15 protein-coding genes and 6 tRNA genes are annotated in these 17331 nt (G+C 43.1%); 17 read left to right on the forward strand and 4 right to left on the reverse strand.

The window, feature by feature from the left end; translation table 11 throughout:
* Positions 1-80 precede the first annotated feature (80 nt).
* The 6 genes from IT970_RS10070 to IT970_RS10095 all read left to right on the forward strand — a co-directional run bounded on the left by IT970_RS10070 (position 81) and on the right by IT970_RS10095 (position 808).
* Positions 81-165: transfer RNA gene (locus IT970_RS10070), tRNA-Leu, on the forward strand.
* Positions 166-205: 40 nt separating this feature from the next.
* Positions 206-280 (forward strand) — tRNA-Gln (locus IT970_RS10075).
* A gap of 65 nt (positions 281-345) precedes the next feature.
* Positions 346-430 (forward strand) — tRNA-Leu (locus IT970_RS10080).
* A gap of 40 nt (positions 431-470) precedes the next feature.
* Positions 471-545 (forward strand) — tRNA-Gln (locus IT970_RS10085).
* A gap of 65 nt (positions 546-610) precedes the next feature.
* Positions 611-695 (forward strand) — tRNA-Leu (locus IT970_RS10090).
* A gap of 38 nt (positions 696-733) precedes the next feature.
* Positions 734-808, forward strand: a tRNA-Gln gene (locus IT970_RS10095).
* Between the two features lie 288 nt (positions 809-1096).
* On the opposite strand, the gene IT970_RS10100 is transcribed toward IT970_RS10095, so the two are convergent.
* Positions 1097-2266, reverse strand: a complete 1170-nt coding sequence (locus IT970_RS10100) for an FAD-dependent oxidoreductase (RefSeq protein ID WP_196857294.1) — start codon at positions 2264-2266, stop codon at positions 1097-1099.
* Between the two features lie 258 nt (positions 2267-2524).
* On the opposite strand from IT970_RS10100, the gene miaB reads away from it, so the two are divergent.
* From miaB to lnt, 5 genes are read left to right on the forward strand one after another with little or no spacing between them, the layout of a single operon-like run.
* Positions 2525-3970, forward strand: a complete 1446-nt coding sequence (gene miaB, locus IT970_RS10105) for a tRNA (N6-isopentenyl adenosine(37)-C2)-methylthiotransferase MiaB (RefSeq protein ID WP_036967384.1) — start codon at positions 2525-2527, stop codon at positions 3968-3970.
* 50 nt (positions 3971-4020) lie between these two features.
* A complete protein-coding gene (locus IT970_RS10110) occupies positions 4021-5073 on the forward strand; it encodes a PhoH family protein (protein ID WP_074989681.1) in 1053 nt (350 codons plus the stop codon).
* Complete coding sequence (gene ybeY / locus IT970_RS10115; RefSeq protein WP_036967379.1) at positions 5070-5525, forward strand: rRNA maturation RNase YbeY; 456 nt, start codon at positions 5070-5072, stop codon at positions 5523-5525. The genes IT970_RS10110 and ybeY overlap by 4 nt, the downstream gene beginning before the upstream one ends.
* A 22-nt stretch (positions 5526-5547) precedes the next feature.
* Positions 5548-6432, forward strand: coding sequence for a CNNM family magnesium/cobalt transport protein CorC (corC, locus tag IT970_RS10120; RefSeq protein ID WP_036967376.1), 885 nt, complete (start codon positions 5548-5550; stop codon positions 6430-6432).
* Positions 6413-7966 (forward strand): apolipoprotein N-acyltransferase, encoded by a 1554-nt coding sequence (gene lnt, locus IT970_RS10125; RefSeq protein WP_196857295.1) that lies wholly within the window; start codon positions 6413-6415, stop codon positions 7964-7966. The genes corC and lnt overlap by 20 nt, the downstream gene beginning before the upstream one ends.
* 136 nt (positions 7967-8102) lie before the next feature.
* On the opposite strand, the gene IT970_RS10130 is transcribed toward lnt, so the two are convergent.
* The 3 genes from IT970_RS10130 to IT970_RS10140 form a co-directional block, all read right to left on the reverse strand.
* Positions 8103-8579 carry an FKBP-type peptidyl-prolyl cis-trans isomerase gene (locus IT970_RS10130; protein ID WP_196857296.1) on the reverse strand — a complete coding sequence of 159 codons (477 nt, stop codon included), beginning with the start codon at positions 8577-8579 and terminating at the stop codon, positions 8103-8105.
* Positions 8576-10978: a Lon protease family protein gene (locus IT970_RS10135; protein ID WP_065978076.1), complete on the reverse strand. Its 2403-nt coding sequence runs from the start codon at positions 10976-10978 to the stop codon at positions 8576-8578. Before IT970_RS10135 ends, IT970_RS10130 begins: the two co-directional genes overlap by 4 nt.
* Positions 10979-11047: 69 nt before the next feature.
* Positions 11048-11506, reverse strand: coding sequence for a zinc ribbon-containing protein (locus IT970_RS10140; protein ID WP_074989684.1), 459 nt, complete (start codon positions 11504-11506; stop codon positions 11048-11050).
* 176 nt (positions 11507-11682) lie between these two features.
* Between IT970_RS10140 and leuS the strand changes: the two genes are divergently transcribed.
* The 6 genes from leuS to rlmH are packed head-to-tail and all read left to right on the forward strand — an operon-like array spanning position 11683 to position 17325.
* On the forward strand, positions 11683-14271 hold the full coding sequence (gene leuS, locus IT970_RS10145; protein ID WP_075593703.1) for a leucine--tRNA ligase: 2589 nt from the start codon (positions 11683-11685) through the stop codon (positions 14269-14271).
* A gap of 1 nt (position 14272) precedes the next feature.
* A complete protein-coding gene (locus tag IT970_RS10150) occupies positions 14273-14764 on the forward strand; it encodes an LPS-assembly lipoprotein LptE (RefSeq protein WP_065978078.1) in 492 nt (163 codons plus the stop codon).
* Positions 14764-15804, forward strand: a complete 1041-nt coding sequence (gene holA / locus IT970_RS10155; RefSeq protein ID WP_065978079.1) for a DNA polymerase III subunit delta — start codon at positions 14764-14766, stop codon at positions 15802-15804. Before IT970_RS10150 ends, holA begins: the two co-directional genes overlap by 1 nt.
* 12 nt (positions 15805-15816) lie before the next feature.
* Positions 15817-16452 carry a nicotinate-nucleotide adenylyltransferase gene (gene nadD / locus IT970_RS10160; RefSeq protein WP_196857297.1) on the forward strand — a complete coding sequence of 212 codons (636 nt, stop codon included), beginning with the start codon at positions 15817-15819 and terminating at the stop codon, positions 16450-16452.
* A 56-nt stretch (positions 16453-16508) separates the two neighbouring features.
* A complete protein-coding gene (gene rsfS / locus IT970_RS10165) occupies positions 16509-16826 on the forward strand; it encodes a ribosome silencing factor (RefSeq protein ID WP_036967352.1) in 318 nt (105 codons plus the stop codon).
* 28 nt (positions 16827-16854) lie between these two features.
* A complete protein-coding gene (gene rlmH / locus IT970_RS10170; RefSeq protein ID WP_036967350.1) occupies positions 16855-17325 on the forward strand; it encodes a 23S rRNA (pseudouridine(1915)-N(3))-methyltransferase RlmH in 471 nt (156 codons plus the stop codon).
* The last annotated feature ends 6 nt before the right edge of the window (positions 17326-17331 follow it).

Below are 17331 nucleotides of genomic sequence, written 5' to 3' on the forward strand. Positions count from 1 at the left end.
TTTTAGAATGGCTCTGCAGGAGTTTAAACTGCACTCAATGAAGAGTTAAAAATAACTACCAGTGTTTTTAAACACAAAATGCGGGAGTGGCGGAATTGGTAGACGCGCTGGATTTAGGTTCCAGTAACTTCGGTTGTGAGAGTTCAAGTCTCTCCTTCCGCACCATGTTCTTGATAAGAACCAAAACTATCAACTTTTTCTTTGTTGGGATATCGCCAAGCGGTAAGGCAGCAGGTTTTGATCCTGCCATTCCCAGGTTCAAATCCTGGTATCCCAGCCACTTTCTCTACCAAGAGAGTGAATAAGAAAAACTCTGTATAGAGTATAAAAATGCAACTTAATGATGCGGGAGTGGCGGAATTGGTAGACGCGCTGGATTTAGGTTCCAGTAACTTCGGTTGTGAGAGTTCAAGTCTCTCCTTCCGCACCATGTTCTTGATAAGAACCAAAACTATCAACTTTTTCTTTGTTGGGATATCGCCAAGCGGTAAGGCAGCAGGTTTTGATCCTGCCATTCCCAGGTTCAAATCCTGGTATCCCAGCCACTTTCTCTACCAAGAGAGTGAATAAGAAAAACTCTGTATAGAGTATAAAAATACAACTTAATGATGCGGGAGTGGCGGAATTGGTAGACGCGCTGGATTTAGGTTCCAGTAACTTCGGTTGTGAGAGTTCAAGTCTCTCCTTCCGCACCATGTTCTTAAGTAGAACTAAAACTCTTCAAGTTTAGCGTTGGGATATCGCCAAGCGGTAAGGCAGCAGGTTTTGATCCTGCCATTCCCAGGTTCAAATCCTGGTATCCCAGCCAACTTCCTTTCTAATTTCTAATTTCTAATTTCTAATTTCTAATTTCTAATTTCTAATTTCTAATTTCTAATTTCTAATTTCTAATTTCTAATTTCTAATTTCTAATTTCTAATTTCTAATTTCTAATTTCTAATTTCTAATTTCTAATTTCTAATTTCTAATTTCTAATTTCTAATTTCTAATTTCTAATTTCTAATTTCTCCAAAATTTAATTCATTTTTATTTAGCGCAAAAAAACAGGCTAATTTTCATTAACCCGTTTCTTTATCGTTTATGTGTATTATTTTGTTTAACTGAGTGTCCCACTAATGGCATATTTTAATACCCAGTTCTTAGCCGGGCCAATATTGTTCGCTAGTTTTAAAAACTTACTACGTGCCCAACTGAGTGGCTGTAGTTCATTTGAGAATCCGAAGTAACAGGCATCCATCATACTCATCATAAGTAAATTAGCGCGACGACGTTTCTTCTCATACTGCTTTAATACCGCATGCTGACCAACATCATCGTGGCCAGCAAGAACCTCAGCCAGTGCAACCACATCTTGAAAACCTAAATTAACCCCTTGGCCTGCCAAGGGATTAATAGTGTGTGCTGAGTCGCCCACTAATACTAAACGCCCTTGCGAATAATCATTTGCGTGCTGACGAGCCAATGGAAAAACAGCATGCTCAAGTAACTCAAATTCACCCGGCAACTCAGGAAAATGCGCAATGAGTTGGGCTTTTAGTTGTTCTGTGGGGAGTTTATTCCAACGGTTTAAAACCGACGCGTTGTGGTAACAAATTAAATTTGCATACGGGGCTTGCATAGGCAAAAACGCTACTGGGCCCGTTGGTGTAAATTGTTGCCACGTTTTAACTTGTTGCGGCGTATCCAGTTTAATTAACACACCCATACAGTGTTGACCATATTGCCACCCTGTTACACCTAAGCCAGCTTTGCTACGTAATTGTGATTGTCCGCCATCTGCAGCAACCACTAAATCAGCCGTATATTGGGTGTCACCGTAATGAAGCGTGATTGAATCACTCTCTTGGCTTATCTCTGTAACCGGTGTTGTCTGCTCAATGACCTCGATGCCATATTGAGAAAATTGCTGCCAAAGACTCGCTTGAATTAGGCTATTTTCGATTAAATGACCCAGATGTGTTTCACCAATATCATGGCAATCAAACAATAAGTTTTCACCTTGTTGCTGATACGCCTCAAGCTGTTGGTATGGAGCGATACGATTTTGGCGCAATAACGGCATTGCCCCCAGCTCATCAAGTAAGTTTTCTGAAAAACGATTAATAGCCGAAATGCGAATATCCACCTTATCTGAACTGAGAATGTCATCAGCATCGATAAGGTGCTTTTCAATAATAGTGACGTCCCTGCCCTGCTGTGCCAGTTTAACAGCTGTGGCAGCACCTACCATGCCACCACCAACAACAATTACCTTATTTTTCTTCATTTAATAGTCGCTCATTTGGCTATTTGAATACGGCATAAATTGTAACGTAATTCACTAAACTGTGTCAGTGCATTTACGCGTTAAGAATTTTAAAACAGTGACTTGTTTGATTTCACACCACAAAGATAAAAACTATACTTGGATCTGTGCGGGTATCCAGCTAAAATACGCGTCCTTTAAGTCGGCATTAACGCCGCTTAATCCTGTTTCTAACACATTTTTGTGTCACTACCGAATTGAAAACGAGGCTATATTTCAATGAGTAAAAAGCTGCATATTAAAACCTGGGGTTGTCAGATGAACGAGTACGACTCTCAGAAAATGGCGGATCTACTGGATGCGACTAACGGCTATCAGTTAACTGATGAAGCTGAAGATGCAGATGTGATCTTACTCAACACCTGTTCAATTCGTGAAAAGGCGCAAGAAAAAGTATTCCACCAGCTAGGCCGTTGGAAGCTATTAAAAGACGATAAACCTGACCTTATCATTGGTGTAGGTGGCTGTGTAGCGTCACAAGAAGGTGACTCAATTCGTCAACGTGCGCCGTTTGTCGATGTAATTTTTGGCCCGCAAACGTTACACCGTTTACCAGAGATGATTAAGCAAGTGCAAAGTGGCGACAGTACATCTGTTGTTGACGTATCATTCCCTGAAATCGAAAAGTTCGACCGTTTACCTGAGCCAAAAGCAGAAGGCCCAAGTGCGTTCGTATCGATTATGGAAGGCTGTTCTAAATACTGTACTTTCTGTGTTGTGCCATACACGCGCGGTGAAGAAGTAAGCCGTCCACTTGATGACGTACTACTCGAAGTCGCCCAGCTCGCTGAGCAAGGCGTACGTGAAGTAAACTTACTAGGTCAAAACGTAAACGCTTACCGCGGTGAAACGCATGATGGCGAAATTTGTTACTTCTCTGACCTACTGCGTTATGTTGCCGCGATTGATGGTATTGACCGCATTCGTTACACCACTTCGCACCCAGTAGAGTTTACTCCTGACATCATCGATGCATATGCCGATGTACCAGAGCTTGTCGACCACTTACATTTACCAGTGCAAAGTGGCTCTGACCGTATTCTTAATTTAATGAAACGTGGTCATACAGCTCTAGAGTACAAATCAACGATTCGTAAATTACGTAAAATTCGCCCTAACTTAAGTATGTCTTCTGATTTTATCATTGGTTTCCCTGGCGAAAGCAAAGCAGACTTTGAAGCAACAATGAACCTTATCAATGATATTGGTTTTGATATGAGCTTCAGCTTTATCTACAGTGCACGCCCTGGTACACCAGCAGCTGATTTACCGGACGACGTATCAGAGCAAGAGAAAAAAGAGCGTTTATACCTTTTACAAAACCGTATTACGCAAATGGCACAGCAAATCAGTCGCCAAATGTTTGGCACTGAACAGCGAATCTTAGTTGAAGGTCCTTCTAAGAAGAACCCTATGGAGTTACGTGGCCGTACTGAAAACAACCGTGTGGTTAACTTTGAAGGCCCACATTCAGTGATCGGTCAATTCGTTGATGTACGTATTACTGAAGCGTTGCCAAACTCTTTACGCGGTGAATTAATTCGTACAGAATCAGAAATGAACCTGCGCCGTGATATTGCGCCATCGTCTATTCTTAGTAAAGCAGCCGAAGCAGACGCTGCACAAGCCCCTAACGAAATTGGCGTTGCAACTTTCGTCCCTTAGGGTGAATTTTGGTGCTGGCCCTTGCCAGCACCCATCAATAGGAAGCAATTTTGAGTAATCAATTAAAAACTTTAGAGATTTATTTAGAACCCGCCGACAACAAACGCCTTTCATCTTTATGTGGTCCGTTTGACGAAAACATCAAACAAATTGAACGCCGACTAGGTGTTGAAATTGCCCATCGCGATAATTTTTTTAGAGTCACTGGTAAACTTCACTGTGCAGCAGCCAGTGTCGAAATCTTAAAAAACCTTTATGTTGATACTCAACCAGTTCGTGGTGAAATTGGCGAAATTGAACCCGACGCTGTGCACTTAGCGATTAGCGAATCAAACGCCCTTGATCAAGATGACAACCCGGGCGTTTATGGTAAAGACATGGTGATAAAAACTCGCCGTGGCGTTATTAAACCGCGTAACGATAACCAAGGCGTGTATGTGGCTAATATTCTGCATCACGATATTACCTTTGGTATTGGCCCTGCAGGCACAGGTAAAACCTACCTTGCCGTTGCTGCTGCTGTTGATGCACTTGAGCGTCAAGAAATTCGCCGTATTCTGCTTACTCGCCCTGCCGTTGAAGCAGGTGAAAAACTGGGTTTCTTACCTGGCGACTTGAGCCAAAAAATCGACCCTTATTTACGCCCTCTTTATGATGCATTATTTGAAATGCTCGGCTTCGAGCGCGTTGAAAAACTGATCGAAAAAAATATTATCGAAGTAGCACCATTAGCGTACATGCGTGGCCGTACATTGAATGACGCATTTATCATCCTAGATGAAAGCCAAAATACCACCGCAGAGCAAATGAAAATGTTCTTAACCCGTATTGGTTTTAATTCTAAGGCCGTTATTACAGGCGATATCACCCAAGTAGATTTACCGCGTGGTGCGCGCTCAGGCCTTCGCCATGCGATTGAGGTACTTAACGGTGTCGATGAAATTAGCTTTAACTTTTTCCAATCACATGATGTGGTACGCCACCCTGTTGTGGCGCGTATTGTTGAAGCCTATGAGCGCAACGATGAAGCTGAACGTTTAAAACGGGCTGAAAAACAACGCGCAAAAGAAGCGCAAGCAAACCAACAAGAAGCAAACTCGTGACCGAATTAGATTTACAAATAGCGTGTGAGTTTGACAACTTACCAAGCTTTGAACAATTTCAACTGTGGGCTGATAAAGCCCTCAGTCACTACCGTGAAGATGCTGAACTGACAATTGTGATCAGTGATGAGGCACAAAGCCAACAACTCAATAATGACTACCGTGGTAAAGATAAACCGACTAATGTCTTATCGTTTCCATTTGAAGCTCCCCCTGGTATTGAGTTACCTTTAGTGGGTGATTTAATCATATGTCCAGCTATCGTTTTAGCTGAGTCAATTGAGCAAGAAAAAACCTTTCACGACCATTTTGCCCATATGGTGATCCATGGATGCTTGCATTTACTTGGATTTGACCATATAAAGGACGAAGATGCACTCGAAATGGAAAGCATAGAGAAGCAATTACTTGCCGATCTGAACATTGCTGACCCATATCGAGACGATATTTAAATTTACGGAGCAATTAGACGCAATGAGCGACGACAACTCGCAAACTAGCCAGGGTTCTTCTGGTAAAACGTGGCTGGGCCGCATAGCCCAGATGTTACAAGGGGAACCCCAGAATAGAGAAGAGCTGGTAGAAGTAATTGCCGATGCGCAAGAACGCGACCTTATCGACCCTGAAACAAAAGAAATGATTGAAGGGGTATTAGGTGTGTCAGAACTAAAAGTTCGAGACATCATGATACCACGTTCTCAAATGGTGACGCTTGAAATTGACGCACCATTAGAAGAGCTACTCCCGATGATGGTTGACTCTACACATTCTCGTTTCCCCGTGGTTTGTGAAGATAAAGATCACATCGAAGGTATATTACTCGCAAAGGATTTATTGCCTTTAATTCTAAATAAAGATGAACTATTGCCATCACTACGTGACTATTTACGTCCTGCTATGGTGGTTCCTGAAAGCAAACGAGTTGATACGCTGTTAAATGAGTTTCGTCAACAACGTTATCACATGGCCATCGTTATTGATGAATACGGGGGTGTGTCAGGATTAGTAACCATCGAAGATATTCTCGAAATCATTGTGGGTGAAATAGAAGACGAACACGATGAAGAAGAGGAACAACAAGATATTCGACAAGTTGCGAAACATGTTTACGCAGTTCAAGCTCTAACACCTGTTGATGACTTTAACGAATATTTTAAAACGGGTTACAGCACCTCTGACGCCGATACAATTGGTGGTACGGTTTTACATGCGTTTGGTCATATGCCAAGCCGTGGTGAGACGATAGACATTGAAGGCTTACAATTTAAAGTCACCAATTCTGACAATCGTCGCATCTTACAATTGCAAGTCACCATTCCTAAGGCTGATGATAACGACAGTGAAGAAACTGCTAACTAACCTCTGCGTTCTTGCAAAAGATAAAAAAGCCTGGCTCGCACTTATTGCGGGCCTCTTTTTAACCTTAAGTTACGCCCCCTTTAATCTGTGGCACATTGCCTTTCTTTCTCTTGGTGCACTGCTTTATTGCATCAACCCTCTTGCAAACGGTAAAAACGCAGCAAAGCGCAGCGCAAAATATGGCTTCATCTTTGGTTTAGGGTGGTTTGGTGCCGGTATCAGCTGGGTGCATGTTTCAATAGCCACCTTTGGTGGAATGCCATTAATTGCCTCTCTTGGTTTAATGGTTGTTTTATGCGCCTACCTTGCACTTTATCCAGCTTTAGCTGCTTGGCTTAGTACTCGACTGGCTTCAGGGCCTTATAGTTTTGTGTGCTTATTACTGGCAAGTATTGCGGTCACTGAGTATCTGCGTGGCACGCTACTGACTGGGTTTCCATGGCTTAGTTTTGGCTATACACAAACAGACAGCCCACTAAACTTTTTAGCCCCTGTGATTGGTGAGTTTGGTATCACGCTGATATGTGTATTAATCGCCTTTGCGCTATATCGCTTAATAAGTAAAGACATTAAACCTTTGATAGTCTCTGTCGCCGTGCTCATTGGCTTATATTTTATTGCAGGTAACAGCCCAGTTAAATACCAAGATAAAACGATTAAAACCGTGCTGGTACAAGGTAACATCAAGCAACATTTACGGTTTGAGCCGTCTGAGTTTTGGAATACCATGAGCAAATACCAAGACATGACACGCCTGCATTGGAATGCTGATTTGATCGTTTGGCCTGAAGCCGCCGTGCCTGAGCTAGAAGCCCTTGCGACGCAATATTTATCTGGCCTTGATAGTGCCGCAACATTTAATAACACCGCACTTATCACTGGCATTGTTGATTACCAGTACGACACCCGCAATATTTTTAACACCCTCATTGTACTTGGTAAAAAAGAGCCCAGTGACAATGAAGGTCACTATCAGTATTTAGGGCATAACCGCTATCAAAAGCATCAATTGTTACCCATTGGTGAGTTTGTGCCATTTCAAGATTTACTGCGCCCTATTGCTCCCCTATTTGACTTACCAATGTCATCGTTCACCCGTGGTGATGAAGTACAAGATAACTTGCGCGCCAATGGTTTAAATATTTTGCCTGCTATTTGCTACGAAATTGCCTTTGCCGATTTAGTGCGTGGAAACTATAGAAGTGATTCTGATATTTTGTTTACTGTTAGTAATGATGCCTGGTTTGGAGATTCTCATGGCCCGCATCAGCATATGCAAATAGCCCGTATGCGCGCTCTTGAGCTTCAGCGCCCGCTTATTCGCGTAACGAATACCGGTATTAGCGCTGTGTACGACCCTATCGCAAAATCGCAATTGAGCATGCCACAGTTTAAAGCCGATGTGCTTGAAGCGAATATCACCTTAATTCAAGGTGACACGCTATACAGTCGTTTAGGTAATTGGCCGGTATGGCTGGCTGTTTTATTACTAACTGTCATAGTGTTAATAAGAAAAACCAAAGCAAACGCGTAAAGAATACGACTGCGTTTAATTGGAGTGCTATTTTGAGGCTATACCTAATGGGTATAGCCTCATTAATCCCGCGGAATTAAATCAAAAAAAGGGCTCCATTTATGAAGCCCTTTCTTTTTTGTCGTTTGGCTGGCGCTTACGATTCAATCTTAAGAAGTTCAACCTCAAATATTAGTAACGAGCCTGCCGGAATGCTACCAACACGTTTACGCCCATAGGCAAGCTGTGGCGGGATATAAAAGGTGAACTTATCGCCTTCGCTCATTAGCTGTAAGCCTTCAGTCCAGCCGGCAATCACTTGGTTTAAACCAAAGCTAATTGGCGAATTGCGTACGACTGAACTGTCAAATACACTGCCATCCATGAGCGTACCATGGTAATGCACTTTCACCTTACTGCTAGTATGTGGCTTAGCTTCATTACCCGCGCTGTGCTCAATTTTGTATTGCAGCCCAGATGTTGTTTCATGGACATCATCAGCTTTACCATTTGTCGCTAAAAAATCAGCGGCCAAAGTTTCATTTTCAAGTGCTTGTAATTTCGCTTTTTTGCTATTTTTAAAAATCAAAAAACAAAATACACCTATGACCAATAAAAGAATTAAGTTAATCATTCCGCTTCCTTTTCATCATCATTATCGCCATTAACAATATCGGCAATGTTTGCAAGTCGGGCTAATGCCAAGGCATTAATAGAGCCGTCTTGATAGCCCTGCTCCGTCATTTCACCCGCGTCTTTGTCCATTAATAGACTTAACGCCTGGTCTACTGTTTCAACGGCATAAATATTAAAGCGGCCTTTTTCAACGGCGTCGAGCACTTCATCATCAAGCACCAGGTTTACTTGGTTTGACTTAGGAATGATCACGCCTTGCTCGCCCGTTAAGCCACGCATTTTACAGAGTTTAAAGAAGCCTTCGATTTTCTCGTTAACACCACCAATAGATTGCACGTCACCATGTTGGTTAATTGAGCCTGTAAGCGCAATTGACTGGCTAATAGGTAAGTTGGTTATTGCCGAGATAAGCGCACAGAGCTCGGCCAGTGACGCACTATCACCGTCGATATAACCGTAACTCTGTTCAATCGCGATATTAGCACTGAGCGTTAAACTAAATTGCTGCGCATATTTGTTACCTAAGTAGCCGGTTAGTAGCATCACCCCTTTTGAGTGAATTGCTTTACCCAGCTCGGCCTCACGCTCAACGTCAATGACCCCATCGGCACCGGCATAAACCGTGGCAGTAATACGTGCAGGCGTACCAAACGATGTATCACCGATATGCAGCACCGTTAAGCCGTTTACTTTACCCACAGCCTGACCTTCGGTAGCAATGAGGATCTGCCCCTCTTTAATATCGCTAAGCATGGTTTCTGAAATTTGCCCAGTACGGTACTGTTTACCAAGAATGGCTTCATCAATGTGGTGCGCATCAATCAGTGTATGTCCATCTTGCTTGGCATAAAAACTGGCTTCGGCTACCAACTCAAGGACATCTGCAAAACGTGCAGACAGCTTATTTTGATGCTCAGCTTGGCGATAACTAAACTTGAGTAAACGTGCCATTGCCGCTTCGTTTGCAGTGCAATTTAAGGTTTTCTCACAGTATTCAGTCACTTTGGTAATAAACTGGTACTGCAACTTATCGCTGCTTGGTAAGTAATAATCAAAGTCAGCAAGCACACGAAACAGCTCAGCAAACTCTTCATCGTACTCACCAATGGTGTAATACAAATCACGTGAACCCAGCAGCACAATTTTTACATCCAGCGGAATAAGCTGCGGACGTAAAGTAAAACTGCTCCCCACTGAACTGTCTTGATACGGTAAGTCGTTCTTAATTTGATGCGTTTTTAAAGACAGTTTTAGGCCATCCCACACTTGTGGATTCGCCATTACTTTTTCAGCGTCCATAATCAAGTAGCCGCCATTAGCACGGTGCAGTGCACCCGGCTGAATTGAGCGATAACTGGTTATGAGCGAGCCCTGCGATGTCGCGTATTCAATTTTGCCAAAAATATTGCCAAACGTTGGGTTAGGCTCGTAAACAACAGGCGCTGCATCCCCTTCTTTAAATTCGACTAAAATATTGGGTGCGAAAAAGTCGGTTAGCATGCCCTTGCGGTCAAAGTCTTCTTTGTTTTCGTCGTTGTCATCATCGTCGAGCCACTCCAGCACCGCATCAATGATTTCTTCACGTATGTCTTTTAAATAACGCAGCACGCCAATATGCGTTGCATATTTGTGCTCAAGCGCTTTAATAAGTGGCTTGGTCGCTAACTCAGCCGTTGATTTTTTAAGATTACGCAGTTTTTCAGATGATTCACGTTTCCAACGCGGTAACTCAATCAGCGCTTCGATTAACGCATCTTCGAGCTTTTCAATCACGTCATAAAATTCAATACGCAATGGCTCTTCGAGTGCCGCAAACTCACTGTCGCTTAATTGCTTACCATTAACCAATGGTGCAAAACCCACCACGCCATTTTCTTCGATAAGCGCTACACTTTGCTCAAGCGCGGCAATTTCTACTGCGGTTATAGCTGCATCGTAAGTATCGGTGAATTCACGGTCTATTGATTTCTTCTTACGCTGATAACCTGGGTTATCGAATGCAGCAGGGAATGTATCAAGCACTTCATCAATAAATGAATCAATATCATCTGCAAGCTGCTTGCTTTGCCCAGCTTGCATAAACAGCGCGATAGGCTCGCGGTGGTCGTCGTAATTATTGACATACAGCCACTCATTAGGCGTTGGGCGGCCTTTTGAATGGGCTGTTAACTTGTCTTTCACTAAGGTAAAACGACCCAGTGCAGCCTCACCCATAACATAAACATTGTAACCAGGTAGCTCCATACCTAATGAAAAATCGAGCGCACTTTGAGCACGTTGTTGGCCAATAAACGTTAAAGCCTCTGGGTATGGATTATTCATGCAGGTAGCAACATGACTGGCGGCAATTTCTGGCGCTAAGGTAGAGACTGGCAATGGGATTAGTTTTTTTGTCATTCTAACTTCTTATTTCCCAGGATTAGCTGGGCATTATGGGTAACGCCCAGCTTTTGCTTGCGTTACAGATTAAGGTTGTAATGCCTTACGGCTAAAGTAAATACCACCGCATTCAGTACAAGGGGTAATTTGAGTAGCATGGTAAACATCGTAACTATGTTGGCAATTTTTACATACTAATGTGCCCATGGCTATCCATTCTCCCTGATGATAGACACCATTGTGCTTAAAATCTTGATTTAGGGCCTGCCATTCTAACTGGGTTTTGTCTTCGATGTGCGATAACTCGTACCAAAGCGACTCTTTTAGTTCAAGCCACGCTAAGGAGTCATAATGTTTATCGTTTTCTTTGATGTGATCAATATCGCGTTTAAGGTAGTCGCGATACAGCTCAAGTTTTTCTTTTCCTAGATCTTTAAGTGCCTGCTCAGATTCAACAAACTTCTCCATTGCCTCCTTCAACTCGTGGTCTTTTACATCTTTAAGCCATGCACTTAAATCGCTGAGCCATGTTTTATAATCTGCCATCGTTTACTCCTTCAAAAGTGATGAAAAATCAATACTTACTATAGTTGAGTATAGGTTAACCTGCCCTGAAAGTGATAATTTCGGAAAAGCCCTTATTTGCCGCTGTGATTAGCCTGTATTTTGGGTTATCCTTAGCGACAATTTTTTATCAATTTGCAAGAAGTCTGGAATCGTAGATGCAAGAGCAATATAACCCGCAAGACATAGAGTCAAAAGTACAAGCCTACTGGGATGAAAACCAAGTATTTAAAGTCACTGAAGATGAGAGCAAAGAAAAGTATTACTGCTTATCAATGTTCCCATACCCAAGCGGCCGACTGCATATGGGTCACGTTCGTAACTACACTATTGGTGACGTAGTATCACGTTTCCAACGCTTGCAAGGTAAAAACGTAATGCAACCTATGGGTTGGGATGCGTTTGGTCTTCCAGCTGAAAATGCCGCAATTAAAAATAATACGGCACCGGCTAAATGGACATACGAAAACATTGACTACATGCGTAACCAATTAAAGCAATTAGGCTTTGGTTATGACTGGGATCGCGAAATCGCGACGTGCCACCCAGAGTACTACAAATGGGAACAATGGTTCTTCACTAAGCTGTATGAAAAAGGCTTAGTATACAAAAAGATGTCAACAGTAAACTGGGATCCAGTTGACCAAACAGTGCTTGCCAACGAGCAAGTAATCGATGGTCGTGGCTGGCGTTCAGGTGCGATTGTTGAGCAAAAAGAAATTCCACAATGGTTCATCAAAATCACTGATTATGCTCAAGAGCTTTTAGATGATTTAGATAAACTTGATCACTGGCCTGAGCAAGTTAAAACCATGCAACGCAATTGGATTGGTCGTTCTGAAGGCTTAGAAATTGAATTCAAACGTGCCGACAACGATGACACATTCCGTGTTTACACAACACGCCCAGATACCTTTATGGGTGTGACTTACGTTGCTGTTGCAGCCGGTCACCCAATTGCACAAGAAGCGGCTAAAAATAGCGATGCTGTTGCGATGTTTGTTGATGAGTGTAAAAACACCAAAGTCGCTGAAGCCGACATGGCAACCATGGACAAAAAAGGCATTGCAACAGGCTTTTACGCAATCCATCCATTAACAGGCAAGCAAGTCCCTATTTGGGTCGCTAACTTTGTACTCATGGACTACGGTTCAGGTGCGGTAATGGCGGTGCCTGCACATGACCAACGTGACTACGAGTTTGCAAGTACTTACGGCCTAGAAATTACGCAAGTTATTGCACCTGCAGCTGGCAGCGAAGATACGGTTGACCTTGCAAATCAAGCTTTCACAGAAAAAGGCGTATTAGTAAACTCAGGTGAGTTTGATGGTCTAGAGTTTGATGCAGCATTTAATGCGGTAGCAGACAAGTTAGAAGCACTGGGCGTTGGTGAGCGTAAAGTAAACTTCCGTTTACGTGATTGGGGCGTGAGCCGTCAGCGTTATTGGGGTTCTCCAATCCCTATGTTAAGCGACGAAAATGGCCAAGAGATTGCCGCTACTGAAGACATGTTACCAGTACGCTTACCTGAAGATGTGGTTATGAATGGTGTTACATCGCCAATCAAAGCGGATCCTGAATGGGCTAAAACAACCGTAAATGGCGTACCTGCATTTCACGAAACTGATACATTCGATACCTTTATGGAATCATCGTGGTACTACGCACGTTACTGTAGCCCTCGTTTTGACGAAGGAATGATTGAGCCTGGCGCTGCAAACTACTGGTTACCTGTAAACCAATACATCGGTGGTATTGAGCATGCGATTTTACACTTACTTTACTCTCGCTTTTTCCACAAACTATTACGTGATTTTGGCTTAGTTAACTCTGACGAGCCATTCGAGCGTTTACTGTGCCAAGGCATGGTATTAGCAGAAACGTTCTATCGTAAAGATGAGAAAGGCGGTGATGTGTGGATATCACCAACCGACGTACAAACTGAAACTGACGAAAAAGGTCGTGTGACAAAAGCATGGCATAAAGTAGATGGTGAGCCGGTATTCTCTGCAGGCATGAGTAAAATGTCGAAATCGAAAAACAACGGTATCGACCCACAACAAGTTATTGCCGAATACGGTGCCGATACGGTGCGTTTATTCATGATGTTCACAGCACCTCCAGAGCAAACTCTTGAATGGTCTGATTCAGGTGTAGAAGGCGCAATGCGTTTCTTAAAACGTGTTTGGAAATACGCAGTCGATGTTGAAACCGTAGGTTATCAAGCACTTGATAAAGCAGCTTTAAGCAACGATCAAAAAGTACTTCGTCGTGAGCTTCATAAAGCCATTGCAAAAGTGACCGATGATGTTGAGCGCCGTCAAACGTTCAACACAGCAATTGCTGCCATTATGGAACTTTCAAACAAGTTATTAAAAGCGCCACTTGCTGATAAACAAGATGTCGCGATAGCAAACGAAGCGCTTGAAGCATTGCTTATCATGCTTGCACCTATTACGCCGCACATGTGTCATCAACTATGGCAAGACCTTGGCAAAGAAGGTGACATCTTAGATGCTTCTTGGCCAACCGTGGATGAGTCGGCACTTGTTGAAGATGAAAAGCTAATCATCGTACAAGTTAACGGCAAGCTTCGTGCTAAGTTAACAGTGCCAGCAGATGCCACTAAAGAGCAAGTTGAAGCCCTCGCCTTCGCCGAAGATAATGTGACTAAATTCACAGACGGCGTGACAATCCGTAAAGTAATTTACGTACCAGGCAAGCTTCTGAATGTGGTTGCTAACTAAGATGGCAGCGCTTCATGCACTGAAAAACAGACTAGCTTTAGTGCTAGTCTGTTTACTGGTAACAAGCTGTGGCTTTCATTTAAAGAAAGCCTCTAACTTACCGGATGACTTAAAGGTGATCTCGCTGGTTGGTGATGACGAAAAATCAACCCTGTTCGAGTTAGTCGAAAAAGAGCTAATAGCCAGTAAAGTAGAATTTGACCACGGCGACAGTTCAACGCCTGAACTCACTATTCACAAAGACCGCTTAGAGCGACAAATATTGTCGTTATTTGATAACGGTCAGGTCGCAGAATATGAGCTTGCTTATAGTGTCAGTTACACCCTTAAACGCCCGGGCCAAGAAGCGGTTAACCAACGTTTTGAGCTGTATCGTAACTACCAAGACGATCCTGATAACGCACTTGCAAAAGCCAAAGAACTTGAGCTGCTGCTGAGTGAAATCAGAAAGCAAGCAAGCCGCCGTATTGTTAGAGAGTTATCGCAACTGTAATGCGTTGTTATGCGAATCAACTCACCAGCCAACTAAAAAAAGGCCTCGCCCCTTTCTACATGGTGTTTGGTGAGGAGCCCTACCAAATAGCGGAATGCGTATCACAGATACGTCAAGCAGCTAAACAGCACGGTTTTGACGAAGTCATCAAATTCACATTGATGCAGGGCTTTGATTGGCAAGAGATTATTGCTCAATATCAAAGTATGTCACTGTTCAGTGCACGCACCCTGATTGAATTTGATTTAAACGAGCAAAAACCGGGCACCACGGGCAGTCAAATATTTAAACAGCTTACTGAGCTGGTCAATGATGACACTATTTTAGTGTTAAAAGGCGCCAAAGCCAGCCAAGATATCCAGCGTAGCGCTTGGTTTAAAGCACTCGATAAACAAGGCATCTTTGTGCCTTGTTATCCGCTAACAGGCAATCACCTAACCCGCTGGTTAGATGAGCAATGTTATCGTTTAAATTTAAACCTGCATAACAATGCTAAGCAAAGCCTCATAGAAGCAACTGAAGGCAACCTACTTGCGTGTCATCAAGAGCTTGAAAAGCTCTCACTGCTTTATGGCAGTGACTTAGTTGACCAACAAGCCGTTATGCAAGGGCTGCTCAATCAATCAAAGTTTGATATTTTCGATTTGAGCGATGCATTACTCAAAGGTCACGCTGAGCAAGCAGTCAAAGTCATGACCAAACTCGCTGCGGATAATACCGAAGCCATGAGTATTTTTTGGGCTATTAATAAAGAAGCCAGCAACCTACTTGCTATGCAGCATGCCAGACTAACGGGCGCCAATATGACTGACTTATACAAGCAGTTTAATATTTGGAAGAATCAACAAGCGACAATCCAACACGCGCTGAATCGTTTAAACAGCAAAGTACTTGAGCAAATAATTAAACAACTCGCTCAATTTGATGCCGCTTACAAACAAGGTAACTTAATTGCCCCTTATCAAGCGTTGACTCATATTTGTTTAGTGTTTTGTCAGCCGTTATCAATCCCCTTACCTTGTCATCCACATTCTGACTGAGAGTCGTAACTGATGATTGCTATTTTCGGTGGCACGTTTGATCCCATTCACTTAGGTCATTTAAATATGGCTGAACAGTGTGTTAAACAGTGCCAATTGAATGCCCTCTATTTTATGCCTTGCGCTATCCCCGCTCATAAAGCAAAACCGGGGATAAGCGACGAGCATCGGATTAATATGCTCAAGCTTGCGATAGCGTCTAACCCGCAATTTGCTATCGACTACAGAGAGCTTAACCGCAGCGGTGCATCGTATTCATTACTGAGCTTAAAAGAGCTTCGCAGCGAACACCCGAGCGCCCCTATTCTGTTTTTAATCGGCATGGATTCGTTTAATAACTTAGATAAATGGTATCAATGGCAAGAAATAGTCACACTGTGCCATATTGTGGTGTATCAGCGCCCTGGCCAAATATGCCATGTTGAGGGTGAACTGGCCGCTTACAAAGCCGATGCGTTGACTGACAAACTCGCGCAACTAAAACAATCACCTGCTGGCAAGTTATTCTTTTTAAATGGCTTACAAGTTGATGCTGCATCGAGTCAGATTCGAAAACAATTATATTTAAATGAACAGGCCGCGGAACTTTTACCCGCTAGCGTCAGTCAATACATTGCGCAGCATCATCTTTACCAAACAGATGAATAAATACTATCTGCGTGATAAAATAACACATTACGATTATTTACTTTTGAGAAAACACTTTGGATTCTAAACAACTACTCGCATTTGCCCTTGATAAAGTCGACGATATGAAAGCCCGTGACGTGGTACAACTTGATGTTCGTGGAAAATCTGACATTACTGACTACATGGTGGTGTGTTCAGGTAATTCTAAACGCCACGTTCAGTCTATTGCTGATCATGTCGCAAAAGAAGCACGCCATGCTGGTGAAGAGCCACTCGGCTACGAAGGCCAAAATGAAGGTGAATGGGTACTGGTAGACCTGGGTGATGTGGTTGTGCATGTAATGCAAGACCAAACTCGCGACTTCTATGATCTAGAAAAACTTTGGGGCTAACCCTTAGCAAGGACATAGGTAAAGCATTTTGAAGATACAATTGATTGCCGTTGGCACGAAAATGCCAGCATGGGTAGAAACAGGGTTTACGGAATATCAACGCCGGTTTCCGCGTGATATGCCGTTAGAACTCATTGAAATCCCAGCAGGAAAGCGTGGTAAAAATGCGGATATCAAACGTATTTTACAACTTGAAGGTGAAAAGACATTGGCGGCTATCCCCAAAGGAAACCGCATTGTTACACTTGAAGTAACCGGTAAGCCGATGGATACGCATCAGCTCGCTAAAAGTATGGAAAAATGGCAGCTTGATGGCCGAGATGTCAGCCTACTGATTGGCGGTCCTGAAGGGCTTGCACCTGAGTGTATCGCAGCCTCAGAGCAAAAATGGTCTTTATCGAACCTAACGCTACCGCATCCGTTGGTGCGTATTATTGTTGCTGAAAGCCTTTATCGTGGCTGGAGCTTAAATAACAACCACCCTTATCATCGCGAGTAGTAAAGC

Source organism: Pseudoalteromonas sp. A41-2 (assembly GCF_015767615.1).
GTDB lineage: Bacteria > Pseudomonadota > Gammaproteobacteria > Enterobacterales > Alteromonadaceae > Pseudoalteromonas > Pseudoalteromonas lipolytica.